The organism is Acinetobacter psychrotolerans (assembly GCF_048552595.1).
Classification (GTDB): domain Bacteria; phylum Pseudomonadota; class Gammaproteobacteria; order Pseudomonadales; family Moraxellaceae; genus Acinetobacter.
In genome coordinates this window covers 106,218-123,104 of sequence record NZ_JBIMDK010000006.1, presented here as the reverse complement: position 1 = coordinate 123,104, position 16,887 = coordinate 106,218, and the positions used below count along the sequence as shown (strand labels likewise).

Genomic DNA, 16,887 nt, shown 5'->3' with positions numbered 1-16,887 from the left:
ATTTGTAAAAATATCAAACTTTATTTTTATTATAAAAAAGTGCGTTTTTACACTATGCAATTTGTTCGTAGTTGTATTGAACGTCTCACATGAACTATTTGATAATAGAGTCTTTAGTTGGCTTGCATAATTAGAGGCAAGCACGGATTATACTGCCATTGAATAAGCGTCTAATCAGATAACTGTCTAAGAGTATAAATTTATTGGTGAGGACTTCATCTTAGATAATAAAAAATCCTCCCTAGAAAAGGAGGATTTTAAAATCTTAACTGATCATGATCAAAATTACAGAATAAGAGGTTTTATTCAGTAAAATTATTCTTCGTCTTGATACTGAGCATAGTACTCAGGTGATAAGTTACTAAAACGTGTGTATTGTCCTTCAAATGCTAGGCGAACCGTACCAATTGGGCCATTACGTTGTTTACCAATAATAATTTCCGCAGTCCCCGCTTCTTTGGATTCCTTGTTATAAACTTCATCACGATAAATAAACATGATTAAATCGGCATCCTGCTCGATTGCACCAGATTCACGTAAGTCAGACATTACAGGACGTTTATTTGGACGGTTTTCCAGAGCACGATTCAACTGGGAAAGTGCAATAACAGGGCACATCATTTCTTTAGCAAGTGCTTTAAGTGAGCGTGAAATTTCACCAATCTCACCAACGCGGTTATCGCCCATGCCTGGAACTTTCATGAGCTGAAGATAATCGACCATGATACAGCCCAGTTTTCCGCCGTGTTGTTTGGCAATACGGCGTGCACGAGCACGTAATTCTGTTGGCGGTAGTGCAGAAGAGTCATCTATATACAAATGCTTTTCTTGCAATTGTAGAATTGTTCCAGTGACTTTAGACCATTCATCGCCATCTAATTTACCTGAACGTAAGTGCCCTTGATGGACTTTTCCGTAAGCTGAAATTAAACGCATGGCAATTGAATCTGCAGGCATCTCCATAGAGAAAACCAAAGCAGGTAAGTCACAGTTAAATAACACACTTTCGATTAAATTCATGGCAAGTGTCGTTTTACCCATAGATGGACGCGCAGCGACAATAATCATGTCACCTGCTTGCATACCCGAGGTTTTATTGTCTAACTCTGTAAAGCCAGTAGTTAAACCTGTGATGCTACCTTCCATCTGAGAGAGTTCATTCAGCTTGTCAAAGACATCCGCAACAACAGAGGTAATCGGTTTTGGACCTTGTGCTTTGGCATTATTATTATGTTGTTCTGCAATAGAGAAAATATTGGTTTCAGCTAAATCTAAAATTTCGCTAACTTCACGACCTTTGGTGTCATACGCATTTTGCAAAATTTCATTACCCACTTTAATCATATTTCTTAAAGTCGCAAATTCTTTAATTTTAGTGGCATAGGTTTCTAGGTTGTAAAAGCTCGATGGTGAATCCGCCATCAATTGCATTAAATATTCTTCACCACCCACTGCATCAAGCAGGTTTTGTTTAATTAACCAGTCATTGACCAAAACAGCGTCATAAGGCGAGCTTTCTTGAGCAAGCTTTTCAATGGCACGGAAGATATATTTATGACGGGTGGCATAAAAATCATTTTCGTTTAACGTATCACTGACTTGTTCAAAAGATTCCGCAACAGTCATTAATGCCGCAAGCACAGCTTGTTCAATCGCCAAGTTATGAGGTGGCGTACGAAATTCTTTTAATTGCTGTGCAGAGTCATTCGACTTTGCATCTTTATTAAAATTATTTGCAGAAGCTTTGGCAGTTGCCTGAGACATATAAAACCTTGATTTTGTAAAATAAAATTAAACAAATAGACACTTAACATATGACGTTGAAAGTATCTTAATGTGGTGGTTAGAAAAATTCTAACGGAATGAATAAAAAGAGATAAGCAGCATAGCAAATTTGAGCTAAAGAAGGGGTGAATTTATCAATTTTTGTCTAGCCCTGAAAATAGGCTCATTGATGAATATTGTTATAAATATGAATATTTTTAAAAATTGCATTGAAATTTTACTACGTTGTCCGCATGTTAGTGACAACGGATTCCTTAAATTTTTGAGATTATAAAATATATGTTATTTCATTTACCTAAAGTTCCAGCAGAAATTCGCATTAGCCATTTAAATGCTCGAATTAATGAACAAAGAAAAAAAATTGCACAAACCACCTCATCAAAATTAGAGTTATTACAACTTTCACAACAGCTTCTAAAAGAGTCACGTGCGAGAAAAAAGAACAATCAAAAGATATATATCTTAGATTTTAAAGGTGATGTTCAAGCTTCAGCAGTAGAAAATTTACGTGAAGAAATCACTTTGATTTTAGCAACGGCTAAATCTGGGCGAGATCGTGTGGTAGTTCGTTTAGAAAGCCCCGGCGGTATGGTACACGGTTATGGTCTTGCTGCTGCGCAATTGGTTCGTCTGCGTGATGCAGGTTTTAATCTAACCATTTGTGTCGATAAAGTTGCAGCAAGCGGTGGTTATATGATGGCCTGTATTGCAAATGAAATTATTTCTGCACCATTTGCTGTGGTTGGTTCAATTGGTGTAGTGGCTCAAGTACCTAATTTTAATCGCTTATTAAAAGAGCATCATGTCGATTTTGAGTTGTATACAGCAGGTCAGTTCAAACGTACTGTGACAATGTTTGGTGAAAATACACCAGAAGGCAAAGCAAAATTTGAAGAAGAGTTACAGCAAACACACCAATTATTCAAACATTTCATAGAGAAATATCGCCCTCAGCTCAATGTTGAAAAGGTGGCTACAGGTGAGCATTGGTATGGTGAAGATGCACGTAATTTAAATCTAGTCGATAAATTACAAACTTCTGATGAATACGTACTTGGATTATTGCCACAGAATGACGTATATGTGATTCAAACACGTCGTAAACCGACTTTAGGTGAAAAGTTAGGCTTACAAGCAGCACAAATGGCAGATGCTTTCATCCCTTCGGTGGTGAATAAGTTGATGAATGAAGTGACTAAACTTAATTCATCATTGCCAATGTTTAGAGACAATAAGTTTTAAAACGAAACTTATTTTCAATTAAAAATGAGCTTTTAGTTGAATCTAAACTTTAAAGAGTAATTGGCTAATGCTAATTACTCTTTTTTTTTTGCAAATATTCTTTGCTCATTAATACATCTTCTTTAAAAAAATGACCTCATGCGATCATGACAATCAACTCAAAAATGATTAGGATGTTGATGATCATAAAATCAAAAACTTAGTTTCAAAGGGATATAACATGTTGGCATATGATGCAGATTTAGAACTTTTTCGTGATAATTTTAAACGCTTTATGAATGAGCATATTGCCCCTCATTATGAAAAATGGGAAAAAGAAAGCATCATGCCACGTTCGGTATGGACACTTTTAGGTGAAAATGGTTATTTATGTGTTGATGTGCCTGAAGAGTATGGTGGCTACGGTGTTCCAACAGAATATTCATTAATGCTCGTAGAAGAATCTGCGCGCGCAGGCTATGGTTCATTGTCTACCGCAATTTCATGTCACTCAGAAATTGCGGCACCTTATATTTTACATATTGCTAGCGAAGAACAAAAACAGCATTGGTTACCTAAAATGGTGACAGGTGAAGTGGTTGGTGCAATTGGTATGACTGAGCCAGGTGCAGGTTCAGATTTACAATCTATGCGTTCATCTGCAATTTTAAACGGTGATCATTATCTGTTAAATGGTTCTAAAACCTTTATTTCTAATGGTCAGCATGCAGATTTAGTGGTACTTGCTGCTAAAACTGATCCGCAAGCACGTGCAAAAGGTGTGTCACTATTATTGGTCGATACGCATTTGGAAGGCTTTAAAAAAGGTACAAACTTAGACAAGATTGGTCTACATTCTCAAGATACTTCTGAACTGTTCTATGACAATGTCAAAGTACCTGCAAATCAATTATTAGGAAATGCAGGGCATGGTTTTGCTTATTTAATGCAAGAATTACCACGTGAACGTACAGCGATTGCTGCAACTGCACTTGGTGCAATCCGTGGCGCACTCGATATTGCAACACAATATGTGAAAGAGCGTCAGGCATTTGGTCAAGCGATTGGTAGTTTCCAAAATACTCGTTTTGTCATGGCACAGGCTAAAATTGATGAGTTAGCAACTGCTGCTTTTTATAACCAAAATTTAGCTTTATATAAACAAGGCAAATTGGATGTAGAAACTGCTGCTGCATTAAAAAGCTTTAGTACAGATATGCAGATGAAAATCATCGATAGCCTGCTACAAGTGTTTGGTGGTTATGGTTATATGACTGAATATCCAATTTCACGTTTCTTTGTTGACGCGCGTATTCAACGTATTTATGGCGGAACCAATGAAATTATGAAAGAAATTGTCGCTCGTGGGATTCTAGGTCGCTAAGAAAACATTGATATATTTAAAGAGGCTTCCATTTCAGTAAATGAGAGGAAGCCTTTTTTATTTTCAATCAAACAGAATTTTTTATTGTTAATTTATAAGGTTAATGAATCAGGCTCTCAATACATTTAAACATTCATTAATAAAAACAGGCAGCTCCTGCGTAGAACGTGAAGAAATATACAAATTATTATCATTTACTACATCACGGTCAAATAGTACCGCACCTGCAAGTTTCAGATCATCTAGAATATCTTGAATAGAAGTCAGTCGTCGTCCAATCGCGAGTTGTGCGTCAATGAGTAATTTAGGGCTCGCGCAACACAGGAATATGGGTTTTTGGGCATTGGCAAAACAACGTAAAAAATCAATGAATCGCTCATCATCTTTGAGTAAATGTGGTGATTTTCCACCAGGTATCATCAGCGCATCAAAATCATGAATACAGATGTCCTCCACACCATGATCGATACTGACAGAAGAACGACGCTGTTTGCTATAAACAATATTACCTGCGGTTTTTTCAATGTTGCGTACACTATGACTTGCCGCACGAAATGCCTCGACAGGATGATGATATTCTGTATCTTCAAAATCATGTGTAACCAAAACTGCAATCCGTTTATTCATTTTAATTCTCATACGGCATTTTAACTATTTATGTTAAAGCGTTTTTTATATGACTCTACAACTGCTTTGTAACCTAAGGTGATAAAAAGTAATCTAAATATCAACCTGCTTACAACAATATTTAGACATGCTTTATTATTTTCTCATCGGGAAAATTTTTAAGTATTTATCAATGAAATCTTTAAAGAAGTGGATAAAAATGCTGCATTCGAGCATTTTTTAAGGTTGTCTATATAAAAGGCGTATTGCACAACAAATACAGGCGAACTATTGTTATACTGTTTAACGTTTAAATATTGATGATTCGTCATTATATAATGGCATTAATATTAAATTTTCGATCAATTCTCGAATTCAATAGGGCGATATAACAATGATCAACGATGATCAAAACACGACTTCTCTCGATCTTTCAAAAATCCGTGAAGATATTGATTCTGTAGATCAACAACTTCAGCAACTCATTAATCGCAGAGCTAAACTGGCTGAAGCGGTTGCAAAAGCGAAATTTGCATCTGAAGAGAATCCGTTGTTTTATCGTCCTGAACGTGAAGCTCAGGTGTTACGCAATGTCATGGAACGCAATGAGGGGCCATTGTCAGATACCACAATGGCACGTTTGTTCCGTGAAATTATGTCGGCTTGTTTGGCATTGGAAGCACCACAAAGTATTGCTTTTCTAGGTCCAGTGGGGACGTATACTCATTCTGCTGTATTAAAACATTTTGGTCAGGATGCAGTAGTCCGCCCATTGCCAACCATTGACGAAGTATTCCGTGAAGTGGAAGCAGGTAGTGCTCACTATGGTTTAGTACCTGTGGAAAATTCGTCTGAAGGTATGGTCAATCATACTTTGGATTGTTTTAAAGCATCACATTTGAATGTGATTGGTGAAGTTGAATTGCGTATTCATCATCAATTTTTAATTTCTTCGAATACCCGTAAAGACAGTATTAAACAAATTTATGCACATCAGCAAACACTTGCGCAGTGTCGTGGATGGTTAGATGCACATTATCCAGGTGTGGAGCGTGTGGCACTTAGTTCAAATGCAGAAGCAGCACGTCGTATTCGTAATGAATGGCATTCGGCAGCGATTGCATCGGATGTTGCAGCAAGTATTTATGATCTAGAAATTCTGCATGGCAATATTGAAGATAATCCTGAAAACACCACACGTTTTCTAGTGATTGGTCGTGAAAAAGTGCCACAAAGTGGTAATGACAAGACTTCATTATTGATTTCTGCACATGATCGTGCAGGAGCTTTATTGGAAATTCTTGCGCCATTTGCAAAACATAATATAAGTTTAACCAGTATTGAAACTCGTCCTGCATTACCCGAAAAATGGGCATATGTATTCTTTATTGACCTTGAAGGTCATGTGGAACAGGATAATGTCAAAGCAGCGATTGAAGAAATTCGTCCATTGGTTAAAGAAGTTCGTGTATTGGGTTCTTACCCAATCGCTGTACTTTAATTGTGAATTGCGAAGGATAAAAGAATCGTAATGTCACAGGTTTTATTTAATAAAGTTGCATTTATCGGACTGGGACTGATTGGTTCAAGTTTAGCTCGGGTGATGGTTGCTGAAAATTTAGCGAACACTATCGTTGCGTCGACACGTTCGCAAAAAACACTGGATGATGCTAAAGCACTTGGTATTATTTCCGAAGGATTTACTCATCCAGCCGATGCGGTAAAAGATGCGGATTTAGTGGTTTTGGCATTGCCTGTACGTGCAACACAGAAAGCACTTGAAAGTATTCAGCCATATCTGTCTGAAAATTGCATTATCACGGATGTCGGTAGTACCAAAGGTAATGTGGTCGATGCAGCTAAAGCCGTTTTTGGTGATGTGCTTCCAGTTGGTTTTGTTCCAGGGCATCCTATTGCAGGGGCGGAACATACTGGCGTACATGCAGGTAAAATTGATTTATTTGCCAATCACAAAGTGATTCTCACGCCATTACCAAGTAGTGCAGATTGGGCAGTGAATAAGCTGATTCAGCTTTGGCAAGCTGCGAAAGCCGAAGTGATTTGTATGGATGTGGCTAAGCATGATGAAGTGCTTGCACATACCAGTCATTTACCACATTTAATGGCATTCAATTTGGTGGAACAACTCGCGAATCGTGAAGATAACTTTGATATTTTCCGTTATGCTGCGGGTGGTTTTCGTGATTTTTCTCGGATTGCAGCCAGTGATCCGCAAATGTGGCATGACATATTTTTTGCCAATAAAAAAGCAATTTTAAATGCGGTTGATGGTTTTGAGGCACAGCTTGCCACTTTACGTCAGCTCATTGAAAATGAAGATTCACAAGCCTTGATGGGGTTGCTCGGACATGCACAAGCTGCACGTCAGCATTTCAATCATATGCTCGCTCAAAAACCTTTAATGGAGAAAAATAAGGTGACACAACAATTTACCATTTTGCCAGGTGAGAAGACATTTAAGGGTAAATTTACCGTGCCGGGTGACAAATCTGTGTCACATCGCTCCATTATGTTTGGTGCGATTGCAGAAGGCACAACGCATGTGACAGGTTTCCTTGAAGGTGAAGATGCTCTTGCAACCTTGCAAGCGTTCCGCGATATGGGGGTGAGCATTGAAGGGCCGAAAAATGGTGAAGTGACCATTCATGGTGTCGGTATCAATGGGTTAAAAGCACCAAAAACTGCCTTATATATGGGTAATTCAGGTACATCGATGCGTTTGCTTTCAGGCATGTTGTCTGCACAGCAATTTGATTCTGTTATGACAGGTGATGCGTCATTGTCTCAACGTCCGATGGAGCGTATAGCGAAGCCTTTACGTGAAATGGGTGCACAGATTCAGACCACTGGTGAACGTGGTACACCGCCAATCTCGATTACAGGTGCGCAAAATTTAAAAGGCATTCACTATGATTTGCCAATGGCTTCTGCACAAGTAAAATCAGGGATTCTTTTGGCAGGTTTATGGGCTGAAGGTGAAACATCTGTAACTGAACCAGAGCCTACTCGTGACCACTCTGAGCGTATGTTGCGTGCTTTTGGTTATGAGGTAAAAACGGAAGGCAATCGTATTTCGCTACAAGGCGGTGGTAAATTAGTCGCTACAGAAATTCAGGTACCTTCGGATATTTCTTCTGCAGCGTTCTTTATGGTCGGTGCAGCGATTACTGAAGGTTCAGATGTGACTCTTGAAGCGGTGGGTATTAACCCAACGCGTACAGGTGTGATTGAGATTCTGAAACAAATGGGTGCTGACTTAACTGTTGAAAATGAACGTATTGCAGGCGGTGAGCCGATTGCAGACATTCGTATTCGTGGTACACGTACACTCAAAGGCATCCACATGCCAGAAGATCAAGTGCCATTGGCGATTGATGAGTTTCCATCATTATTCATTGCTGCGGCATGTGCAGAAGGTCAGACTATTTTGACAGGTGCTGCTGAATTACGTGTTAAAGAATCGGATCGTATTCAGGTGATGGCTGATGGTTTAAAAACCATGGGTATTGATTGCACACCAACTGAAGATGGCATCATTATTGAAGGTAAGGGTAAATCAGGCGAGTGGAGTACAATCTTCACTGGTGGTGAAATTGAATCGCACCATGACCATCGTATTGCCATGAGTTTTTCAATGGCGGGTTTACGTACTTCTGGTGAAATTAAAATTATTGGTACGGAAACAGTTGCAACCAGTTTTCCAACTTTTACACAGTTGGCGACTCAAGCAGGTTTAACGATTCAGGTAACTGAATAAATATTTTCACTCAGTCGATAACTTTCATAACTTATTTCTGATTTATGAAAGAACGCTGATACGAAACTATCCCAATCTTTGGTCTAATTTTTGTATATTTGTTCGACAACAGCCAGGCAAATGCTTGGCTGTTTTGTTTTTATTGCTTATTCTAAAACCATAGAAAAACAAAGTCTTTTGGATGAAGCAATGAGAACATTACAATTTACAGCGAACTGTGAAAATCATGTTAAGCAAGATTCACATGGTGAAAATGCTTGCCATGTGACACAGCAATACGTGACAAATTTATTGTCTAAGCAACTTGCTCAATATGGTTTTAAAGCTGAAAGTACCCATTCAGAAGAGAAGCTTGCCGTGAGTGTGGAAAATCACCCGATTGGTTTAGGTGTAAATTGTCGTTTAAATGAAGATGGTCTATTAACCTGTCAAATTTCTGCGCATGTAGATGAAGAACAAGTGTGGTTTAAAAAAATTGAAACACAGAGTTTGATTAAACAGCTTGCCAATGCTGTTGAAAACGCATTAAAAGAGGATGATACATTCAGTGGTTTTGAGTTGAAAAGTTAAATTAATATGAGTTATCACCGTAAGTTAAGTGGTGAATATGAGTATGCTTATTTTATGGATTCTCAAATTTATAAAGTTAATGTAATAGATGAGTCATAAAGTAATTTTTTAATGATGAGTCGTCTGATGATGAAATAATTGATTTTTTTAGATAAATAATTTTCCAATTGTTCACTGAGTTTTATATTCTTTGGATGCTCGTGAAAATAAGTCATTAATCGTAGATTCTAAACAGTGTTGATTAGTTAAAATTATAAATAATGACAGTCCGATAAATATTAGACTGTCATTTGTGTTGTGGCTAAATATTCTTTATTCCACACGCAGCCAAGTTTGACTACGACCAACAGCAGAAATACCTAAATAGCCACGAAGGAATAGTTTTTTGCCGTTTGGACTCATTCGACCTTTTAAGCTGTACAGTTTTCCAGAAACAGGATCGAGGATTTTACCGTCCGTATAGTTGACTTGGTCTGTTGTTTTTAAACCAGAAATAACTTGTAACCCAATGATTGGTTTATTGGTATAAGGGGCAGGACAATTGGTACAAAACTCTTTCGCTGTATAGCCGGGGCGTGGTGTGGCTTTAAGTGCAGTACCTGCAAAAGTTCCATTATTTTGTTTCTCTATTTTAACCAATCCTTTGGCTTCGCCAGTTTTATCATCCATGTAGCGCCAAGTTCCTGTAATGTCATCTGCAAAAGTGATTGAACTCAGTAATGAGATGCCGATAGCCCCTAAAAAAAATTTCATAAAATCCCTTTAATAAAAATAGTCATTAGCTAAGGCTTTGATTATATACTTTATTATTTATAGAATATTCACATATTGCGCCAAATAAAGGTAAAAAATGAATTGAATAAACAGATAAGAGCAATGTGCATGAAGTGATGAGAGCGATTTTTTTATTGGCAATATAGATATTGATAAGCAGAAGTTTAAAGTTATATTAAATACGAACCAATAATTTGATTGTCATAATTTATATGGATTTTAGGTTGTAGTAAGAGTGAAAACCATGCAATTATCAATAGCCGAATAAATTAAAAAAATGTTTATCGAAAGATTAAAAAAGGCTGAATGATTCAGCCTTGGATGATTTTTAAGGAACGAGTAAGAAGCGCGAAATGGCAATTCTAAGCTGTTTTAAATATCCAGTGAAAAAGTGATTTGCACCAGGTAAAACTGTAATGATATGGCGTTGTGGTTTAGCCCATTCTAACAAGTCAGTCAATTTAGTGGTTGGATCTGCTTCACCATGTACAAATAGAATGTCACCTTTAATCGCAGGGGTAACATAGTTACGCACACCATCTACAGTAGATGTTGGTAAGCCACATAAAATCACTTGTTTAGGCTTAATTTCGTCAGGTAAAGCGTGATACGCTTTCGCCATTACATGTGCACCAAAACTAAATCCAGCGACATAGAAGGGTAGACTTTTGTGTAATTGTCTAACATGCCTAATGACATCTAAAATATCATCAGTTTCGCTAAAGCCTTCATCGTGAATACCTTCACTTTGACCTGAGCCACGGAAACTTGGGCGATAAACGATGCAACCTTGTTCAGCCAGAATCTGTGCGAGTAGCGCTGGAACTTTATGTTGAGGAGTCCCACCTTGTAGTGGATGAGGGTGACAAACGACAGCAAATCCTTTTACTTCGCCCAGAGGATAGTCGACAAAAATTTCAATTTTGCCGCCTGTACCTTGAATGAACAGTTGTTCGGACATAATTTAAACGATCAAATGCAGGGAAGTGTTATAGTTTACCGATTCTGCTCACAGAAAACACGAATTGGAATTAAAATATTCTGACTGTTATAGTTTGATTAGTTATTTTTTGATCAGGAAGACCATGCTCGCCTTAATTTCCCCTGCTAAGACGCTCGATTACGAATCTACACTCCCAACCGATGTGCACACTTTACCAAGACTGCTTGATCAATCTCAACAGCTAATAGACCTAAGTCGTAAAATGTCTGCGACTGAAATCTCGAAATTGATGAGTGTCAGTGAAAAAATTGCCAATTTGAATGTCGAACGCTTCCGTGATTGGGATGCTGATTTTAGTTTTGCCAATGCTCGCCAAGCCATTTTTGCATTTAAAGGCGATGTTTATACAGGCTTAGATGCTTATAGCTTGTCGCACGATGATTTAGCTTTTGCACAAAATCATTTACGTAGCTTATCTGGATTATATGGTTTATTGCGTCCCTTAGATTTAATGATGCCGTATCGTTTGGAAATGGGTATACGTTTAAAGAATGAGCGTGGCACGAATTTATATGACTTCTGGGGTGATCGAATTATCCATTTGATCAATGAAGATTTAGCGCAAGCTGGCTCTAATGTTTTAGTCAATATTGCTTCAGACGAATATTATAAATCTGTTAAAGAATCTAAAATTAATGCAGACATTATTAAACCTGTTTTCTTAGATCAGAAAAATGGTCAATATAAAGTCATTAGTTTCTATGCTAAAAAAGCTCGTGGTTTAATGGCGCGTTACATCATTCAGAATAAAGCTGAAAAAATAGACGATTTGAAATCATTTAATGTCGATGGTTATTATTTTGATGCTAAAAGTTCATTGAAGGGTGAGTTAGTGTTTAAACGAGATGAAAAAGCGGCTTAATGTAGTCGAAATTTCAGATGAATCTACATCGTTACGAAAGAGTGTATTGTGTAGATTCGTTTAATAAATAATATAAATACTAGTCATACTAACCTACATTATTTAGATATAAATCAAACATGTTCCATCAAAAAATCAATTTAATCGAGTTTAAGAATGTTCAGCCTATCAAATTTTTTATAGTCAAAATGTTCAAAGCCATAAAATCTATTTACTAATAAATCATAGTAATAGAAAGTGACCGAATTATACTTTCAGCTATCCATAAAATCTTATTAGCACCTAAAAGGTGTACTTTAAAGGATTCTCCAATGCAGAAAGAGATCGAATTGTTTCACCATTATTGGATGCAGTTTGCTGATGGGTTGCATTTGGATAAAAAGATTATAGAAAATTTATATGAGCTCTTATTCGCCGCTTATTCTGAGCAACAACGTTATTATCATACCATTCAACATATTGTGGAATGCTTAAATTTATTTCATCAAGTTAAAAATCAATTGAATGACCCTGTCGCTGTAGAGTTAGCAATTTGGTTTCATGACGCTGTATATGATCCACAAGCTTCTGACAATGAAGAAGAAAGTGCTGAATTGCTGAAACAGCATTGCGCATTATTATTTGAAAATTCAACTATTCAGAAAGTTTATGATTGGATAGTCGAAACGAAGAAGCATCAACCTTCACAAGATCAGGATTTAAACTATTTACTGGATATTGATCTTGCCATTTTGGGGAGTTCAAAATCACGCTTTGCAGAATATGAGCTACAGATTCAGCAGGAATATTCATGGGTAGAAACTGGATTATACCAAGAGAAAAGAGCAGAAATACTACAGTATTTTCACCAAATGAGTCCTTTGTATCAGACTGAATATTTTAGAAATTTATTAGAATTTAATGCTAAATTTAACTTAACGACAAAAAATAGAGCAATGCTGGACGATTGAAAACAGGAATCAGATTGGCGAGTATGAAACCATAAGCGTATTAGGCCTCTTAGTTAAGCAGTATTTTTAGTCATTTTCGATTTACGCAATCCCTTATAAATCAAAAGTCATACCTGTTTAAATTTTAGCCGATGAAAGAGGTCTAATTTAGAACACCACCAAAAATTTAGTTAAATTTAGCTTTAAATAATGTCCATTTTTTGCTGTTTGGTAATCTATTCACATAAATTGTATTTAATTTACATCATCATATTCTTTATACGATGATGTCATTATTATTGACGAATAATCATGCACGTTGCGGTCGCATGTGCATACAATTTGCCATCTCCATCAATCAGTTTACCTTCCGAAATAGCTAAATTTTTACTCAGATTAATCAATGTGCCAATCGCAAGTAATTCTTTGTCTTTTGGTATTGGGCGACACATTTTCACATTCAAATCAATCGTACCATAGCCTACTCCAGCTTCTAAAGTGGTATGAACTGCGCAGCCTGTTGCAGAATCTAATACTGTTGCAGCAAACCCACCATGCACACCGCCTAGTGGGTTTAAATGGCGTTGATCGGCTCTCACTTTAAAAATAGCCGTACCATTTGAAATTTCATATAAATCCATAGGAATCGTTTCGCTGATCGAAGCACGTGGAATATGCCCTGCAACCATTGCTTCTAAAAATTCTAGACCTGTCATTTCTTTTGGATGTTTCATAAATAAACCTTTAATTAAAAGTTCTAAAAAGGAACTTAATTGTTAAAATATGGTGATCTATCAAGCAAAGTCAAATTATTTTAATGGTTTTATAAGTCAGTTTTAGTGTTCAGATTCATAAAATTTTTCAAAATGATCAGTTTGATGAATGATCTTTAATGCTATTTTTTCACCTGTCGCCCAAGTCGTCAGTGATTTTTCAAAATTTACATCAATAATATCGAGTTCTTTACAAAGTGTTCTCGGGCTCTCAATCACAATATATAGTGGTGAATGTGGCTTTAAACATTTTGCAATATACCTTTGAATATTATGAAGTTTATAAACATCAATAATTTTATAACGCATATTTCCCAAGTATTATATTTAAGTTATTGTATTTATAGTCTAATCCTAATTAATTAAAAAATTCAAATGAAAATTGATGTAAATGTTAAGTTTAATTAAGAATTAATCAATTCATCTACTTTTATTCAAAAAGTATCGTAATTTAAGCTAAAAAATGATCAATTTAAGTATTCAATTCATAAAAAGGTAAGCGAGTAATGAAAGGGCAATGTTTATGCGGTGAAACAATATTTCAAGTTGAGTTGAGTAATCATGATGTTCACATTTGCCATTGTTCAATCTGTCGTCGGCAGACCAGTGGTGTGATTATGACCATTGATGTGAAGAGAGGAACGTTGCAGTTCTTAAAACAGCAGCATTTGAAGATATATTATTCTTCCGAATGGGGTGAGCGAGGCTTTTGCAACAACTGCGGAACAAACTTATTTTGGCGGATGAAAGATCACAGTTATTGCAATATCAATGCGTTTTCATTAGATGAAGCTCCAAATGATTTGAAATTAGATTTGGAAATTTATATAGACCATAAACCAACGTTTTATAGTTTTAGTAATGAAACAAAGAAACTGACTGAAGCGGATGTAATTGCTTTATTTACAAGTGTTGCGCAAGAATAAAAGAAAGATAACAAATTTATTGATTTAGAACATCAGATATAAGGATTAGATATATCAAATAAAATCAGCTATCTATATTGATTGTAGCAATATCGTTGAAAATGGATGTTCAGCAATGTTCTTAAAAATATCACTGGCAATGATCGCCTTTGCTGCAAATTCCGTTCTGTGTCGTTTAGCATTAGCAGATCGACTGATTGATCCGATAAGTTTTAGCTTGATCCGTGTGAGCTCAGGGGCAGTTGTTTTATTGATATTGTGGCTGTTGAGTACACGGAGAGTCAAAATTGAATGGAATATTAAAAACTCAATATTCCTTGCAGTGTATATTTTGGCTTTTTCCTATGCTTATATCAAAATTGATGCAGGTGTTGGTGCGCTTTTATTGTTTGGCACAGTGCAATTAAGCATGATTTTTTATGGTATTTTTCATGGTGAAAAGCTAACTTTAAAACGTGGGTTAGGTGTTGGTATTGCTTTGGTTGGCATTATTATACTGTTGCTACCAGGTGCAAGTACACCAAGTTTATTTTACAGTTTGATCATGGGGATTTCTGGTTTGGCTTGGGCTGCTTATAGTATTTCAGGTAAAACGATGAACAATCCATTATCCAGCACACTCGCCAATTTCTTACTTGCTGTACCTATTGTATTGATTGCAAGCTCTCTCTTTCAGCAAGATACAGTAATGACTAACAAAGGAATCCTACTCGCCATCATTTCAGGAGGATTAACCTCAAGCGGTGCATATGTATTGTGGTATTCAATTGTTAAACATATAGATCGAATTACCGCAAGCACGGTTCAGTTGAGCGTTCCTTGCTTAGCAATACTTGGTGGTTCTTTATTCATTGGAGAACCCGTAGGATTAAGAGTTATATTTTCGACAGTTATTGTGTTGCTGGGAATTATTCTGGTGATCTTTTCAGTGAAGAAGACAAATAGTTAAATTGAAAATATTAAAAAACCCGCATCGAGTGCGGGTTTTTTTTTACTTTAAAGAGAGTGTTCTTTAAAATTATTTTCCAGCAGCAATTGAGGCAATCGCAGCGTCAACGCCTTCAATTGAATCAGCTGCTTTTTTGATACGTGCAAGAGCATCAACAAGAACTTCATCTGCAGTTGCATAAGAAATACGCATGAAACCACCTAAACCGAATGCATCACCAGGAACAACGGCAACACCAGTTTCTTCCAATAACCATTCAGAAAATTCTGTGCAAGATTTTAAGCCTTTAGCACGAATTAATGGTTTGATGTTTGCATAGGCATAGAATGCACCATCAGCAGGTAAGCAAGAAATACCATTGATGTCATTTAAGCCTGCCATCACTAAATCATGACGACGTTTGAATGCTTCAATCATTGGTTCAAGAACGTCTTGAGGACCATTCAATGCAGCTTCAGCAGCAACTTGCGAAATAGACGTTGGGTTTGAAGTCGATTGAGATTGGATTTTTTTCATTGCGCCAATCAGTTTTGCAGGACCAGCCGCATAACCAATACGCCATCCAGTCATTGCATAAGCTTTTGACACACCATTTAATACGATGGTACGGTCATAAAGGTCTGGTGCAACAGTCGCGATGTTGTAGAACTCATCATCCCAACGAATGGGTTCGTACATATCGTCAGAAGCAACAAAAACTTCTGGATATTTACGGAGTACATCAGCTAAAGCTTCTAATTCAGCTTTAGTGTAGATCATACCCGTAGGATTTGAAGGGCTGTTTAATACCACTAAACGAGTTTTGTCAGTGATTGCAGCTTCAAGTTGAGCAGGTGTGATTTTGAAGCGTTGCTCTTCACCACATTTCACGACAACTGGAATGCCTTCAGCGATAATCACCATATCTGGATAGCTTACCCAGTAAGGCGCAGGGATAATAACTTCATCACCCTTGTTTAACAAAGCAAGTGCTAAGTTAAAGAATGATTGCTTACCACCACATGAAACCAAAATTTGGTTTGCAGCATAGTCAAGATTATTATCACGTTTGAATTTAGCAATAATTGCTTTTTTAAGCCCTGGCGTACCATCAACAGCGGTATATTTGGTAAAACCATTATTAATTGCTGCAATAGCTGCATCTTTGATGTGTTGTGGTGTATCGAAGTCAGGTTCACCCGCACCTAAACCAATAACGTTTTTACCAGCAGCTTTTAATTCAGCAGCTTTATTCGTTACAGCAAGTGTAGGGGACGGTTTGATGGCATTTACACGATCAGAGAGACGTACGTCCACGGCTATATTCCTTCTTATAGGGATTAAAAAT

16 protein-coding genes are annotated in these 16,887 nt (G+C 36.9%); 9 read left to right on the top strand and 7 right to left on the bottom strand.

Annotated elements, in window-relative coordinates; all coding sequences use genetic code 11:
- Positions 1–315 precede the first annotated feature (315 nt).
- Entirely contained in the window at positions 316–1,764 is a 1,449-nt protein-coding gene (gene dnaB, locus ACG94X_RS07675) for a replicative DNA helicase (protein WP_419383150.1), read from the bottom strand.
- 300 nt (positions 1,765–2,064) lie between these two features.
- Here dnaB and sohB point away from each other — a divergent pair, with 300 nt between their 5' ends.
- Positions 2,065–3,027, top strand: coding sequence for a protease SohB (gene sohB / locus ACG94X_RS07670; protein ID WP_419383149.1), 963 nt, complete (start codon positions 2,065–2,067; stop codon positions 3,025–3,027).
- A 220-nt stretch (positions 3,028–3,247) separates the two neighbouring features.
- Positions 3,248–4,390 carry an acyl-CoA dehydrogenase family protein gene (locus tag ACG94X_RS07665; protein WP_419383148.1) on the top strand — a complete coding sequence of 381 codons (1,143 nt, stop codon included), beginning with the start codon at positions 3,248–3,250 and terminating at the stop codon, positions 4,388–4,390.
- A 108-nt stretch (positions 4,391–4,498) separates the two neighbouring features.
- Here the strand turns inward: ACG94X_RS07665 and ACG94X_RS07660 are convergent, their stop codons facing one another.
- Positions 4,499–5,017, bottom strand: coding sequence for a DJ-1/PfpI family protein (locus ACG94X_RS07660; protein WP_419383147.1), 519 nt, complete (start codon positions 5,015–5,017; stop codon positions 4,499–4,501).
- 373 nt (positions 5,018–5,390) lie between these two features.
- Here ACG94X_RS07660 and pheA point away from each other — a divergent pair, with 373 nt between their 5' ends.
- The 3 genes from pheA to ACG94X_RS07645 all read left to right on the top strand — a co-directional run bounded on the left by pheA (position 5,391) and on the right by ACG94X_RS07645 (position 9,344).
- Positions 5,391–6,497: a prephenate dehydratase gene (gene pheA / locus ACG94X_RS07655; RefSeq protein ID WP_419383146.1), complete on the top strand. Its 1,107-nt coding sequence runs from the start codon at positions 5,391–5,393 to the stop codon at positions 6,495–6,497.
- A gap of 30 nt (positions 6,498–6,527) precedes the next feature.
- A complete protein-coding gene (locus ACG94X_RS07650) occupies positions 6,528–8,774 on the top strand; it encodes a bifunctional prephenate dehydrogenase/3-phosphoshikimate 1-carboxyvinyltransferase (RefSeq protein ID WP_419383145.1) in 2,247 nt (748 codons plus the stop codon).
- Positions 8,775–8,963: 189 nt separating this feature from the next.
- A complete protein-coding gene (locus ACG94X_RS07645) occupies positions 8,964–9,344 on the top strand; it encodes a hypothetical protein (protein WP_419383144.1) in 381 nt (126 codons plus the stop codon).
- A 312-nt stretch (positions 9,345–9,656) separates the two neighbouring features.
- Here the strand turns inward: ACG94X_RS07645 and ACG94X_RS07640 are convergent, their stop codons facing one another.
- Together ACG94X_RS07640 and ACG94X_RS07635 are read right to left on the bottom strand one after the other, a co-directional pair.
- The gene (locus ACG94X_RS07640) at positions 9,657–10,097 is read right to left on the bottom strand and encodes a DUF2147 domain-containing protein (protein WP_419383143.1); all 441 of its coding nucleotides are present in this window, start codon (positions 10,095–10,097) and stop codon (positions 9,657–9,659) included.
- 349 nt (positions 10,098–10,446) lie between these two features.
- Complete coding sequence (locus ACG94X_RS07635) at positions 10,447–11,079, bottom strand: alpha/beta hydrolase (RefSeq protein ID WP_419383142.1); 633 nt, start codon at positions 11,077–11,079, stop codon at positions 10,447–10,449.
- Between the two features lie 124 nt (positions 11,080–11,203).
- Between ACG94X_RS07635 and yaaA the strand changes: the two genes are divergently transcribed.
- Both yaaA and ACG94X_RS07625 read left to right on the top strand, forming a co-directional pair.
- On the top strand, positions 11,204–11,983 hold the full coding sequence (gene yaaA, locus ACG94X_RS07630) for a peroxide stress protein YaaA (RefSeq protein ID WP_419383141.1): 780 nt from the start codon (positions 11,204–11,206) through the stop codon (positions 11,981–11,983).
- Between the two features lie 311 nt (positions 11,984–12,294).
- A complete protein-coding gene (locus ACG94X_RS07625) occupies positions 12,295–12,933 on the top strand; it encodes an HD domain-containing protein (RefSeq protein WP_419383140.1) in 639 nt (212 codons plus the stop codon).
- Between the two features lie 275 nt (positions 12,934–13,208).
- Here ACG94X_RS07625 and ACG94X_RS07620 read toward each other — a convergent pair whose 3' ends face one another.
- Together ACG94X_RS07620 and ACG94X_RS07615 are read right to left on the bottom strand one after the other, a co-directional pair.
- On the bottom strand, positions 13,209–13,646 hold the full coding sequence (locus tag ACG94X_RS07620) for a PaaI family thioesterase (protein ID WP_419383139.1): 438 nt from the start codon (positions 13,644–13,646) through the stop codon (positions 13,209–13,211).
- Between the two features lie 102 nt (positions 13,647–13,748).
- Positions 13,749–13,994 (bottom strand): hypothetical protein, encoded by a 246-nt coding sequence (locus ACG94X_RS07615; RefSeq protein WP_419383138.1) that lies wholly within the window; start codon positions 13,992–13,994, stop codon positions 13,749–13,751.
- Positions 13,995–14,191: 197 nt separating this feature from the next.
- On the opposite strand from ACG94X_RS07615, the gene ACG94X_RS07610 reads away from it, so the two are divergent.
- Both ACG94X_RS07610 and ACG94X_RS07605 read left to right on the top strand, forming a co-directional pair.
- Positions 14,192–14,611 carry a GFA family protein gene (locus tag ACG94X_RS07610; protein WP_419383137.1) on the top strand — a complete coding sequence of 140 codons (420 nt, stop codon included), beginning with the start codon at positions 14,192–14,194 and terminating at the stop codon, positions 14,609–14,611.
- Between the two features lie 115 nt (positions 14,612–14,726).
- Entirely contained in the window at positions 14,727–15,560 is an 834-nt protein-coding gene (locus ACG94X_RS07605) for a DMT family transporter (RefSeq protein WP_419383136.1), read from the top strand.
- Between the two features lie 69 nt (positions 15,561–15,629).
- On the opposite strand, the gene ACG94X_RS07600 is transcribed toward ACG94X_RS07605, so the two are convergent.
- Positions 15,630–16,856 (bottom strand): pyridoxal phosphate-dependent aminotransferase, encoded by a 1,227-nt coding sequence (locus ACG94X_RS07600; protein ID WP_419383135.1) that lies wholly within the window; start codon positions 16,854–16,856, stop codon positions 15,630–15,632.
- Between the last annotated feature and the right edge of the window lie 31 nt (positions 16,857–16,887).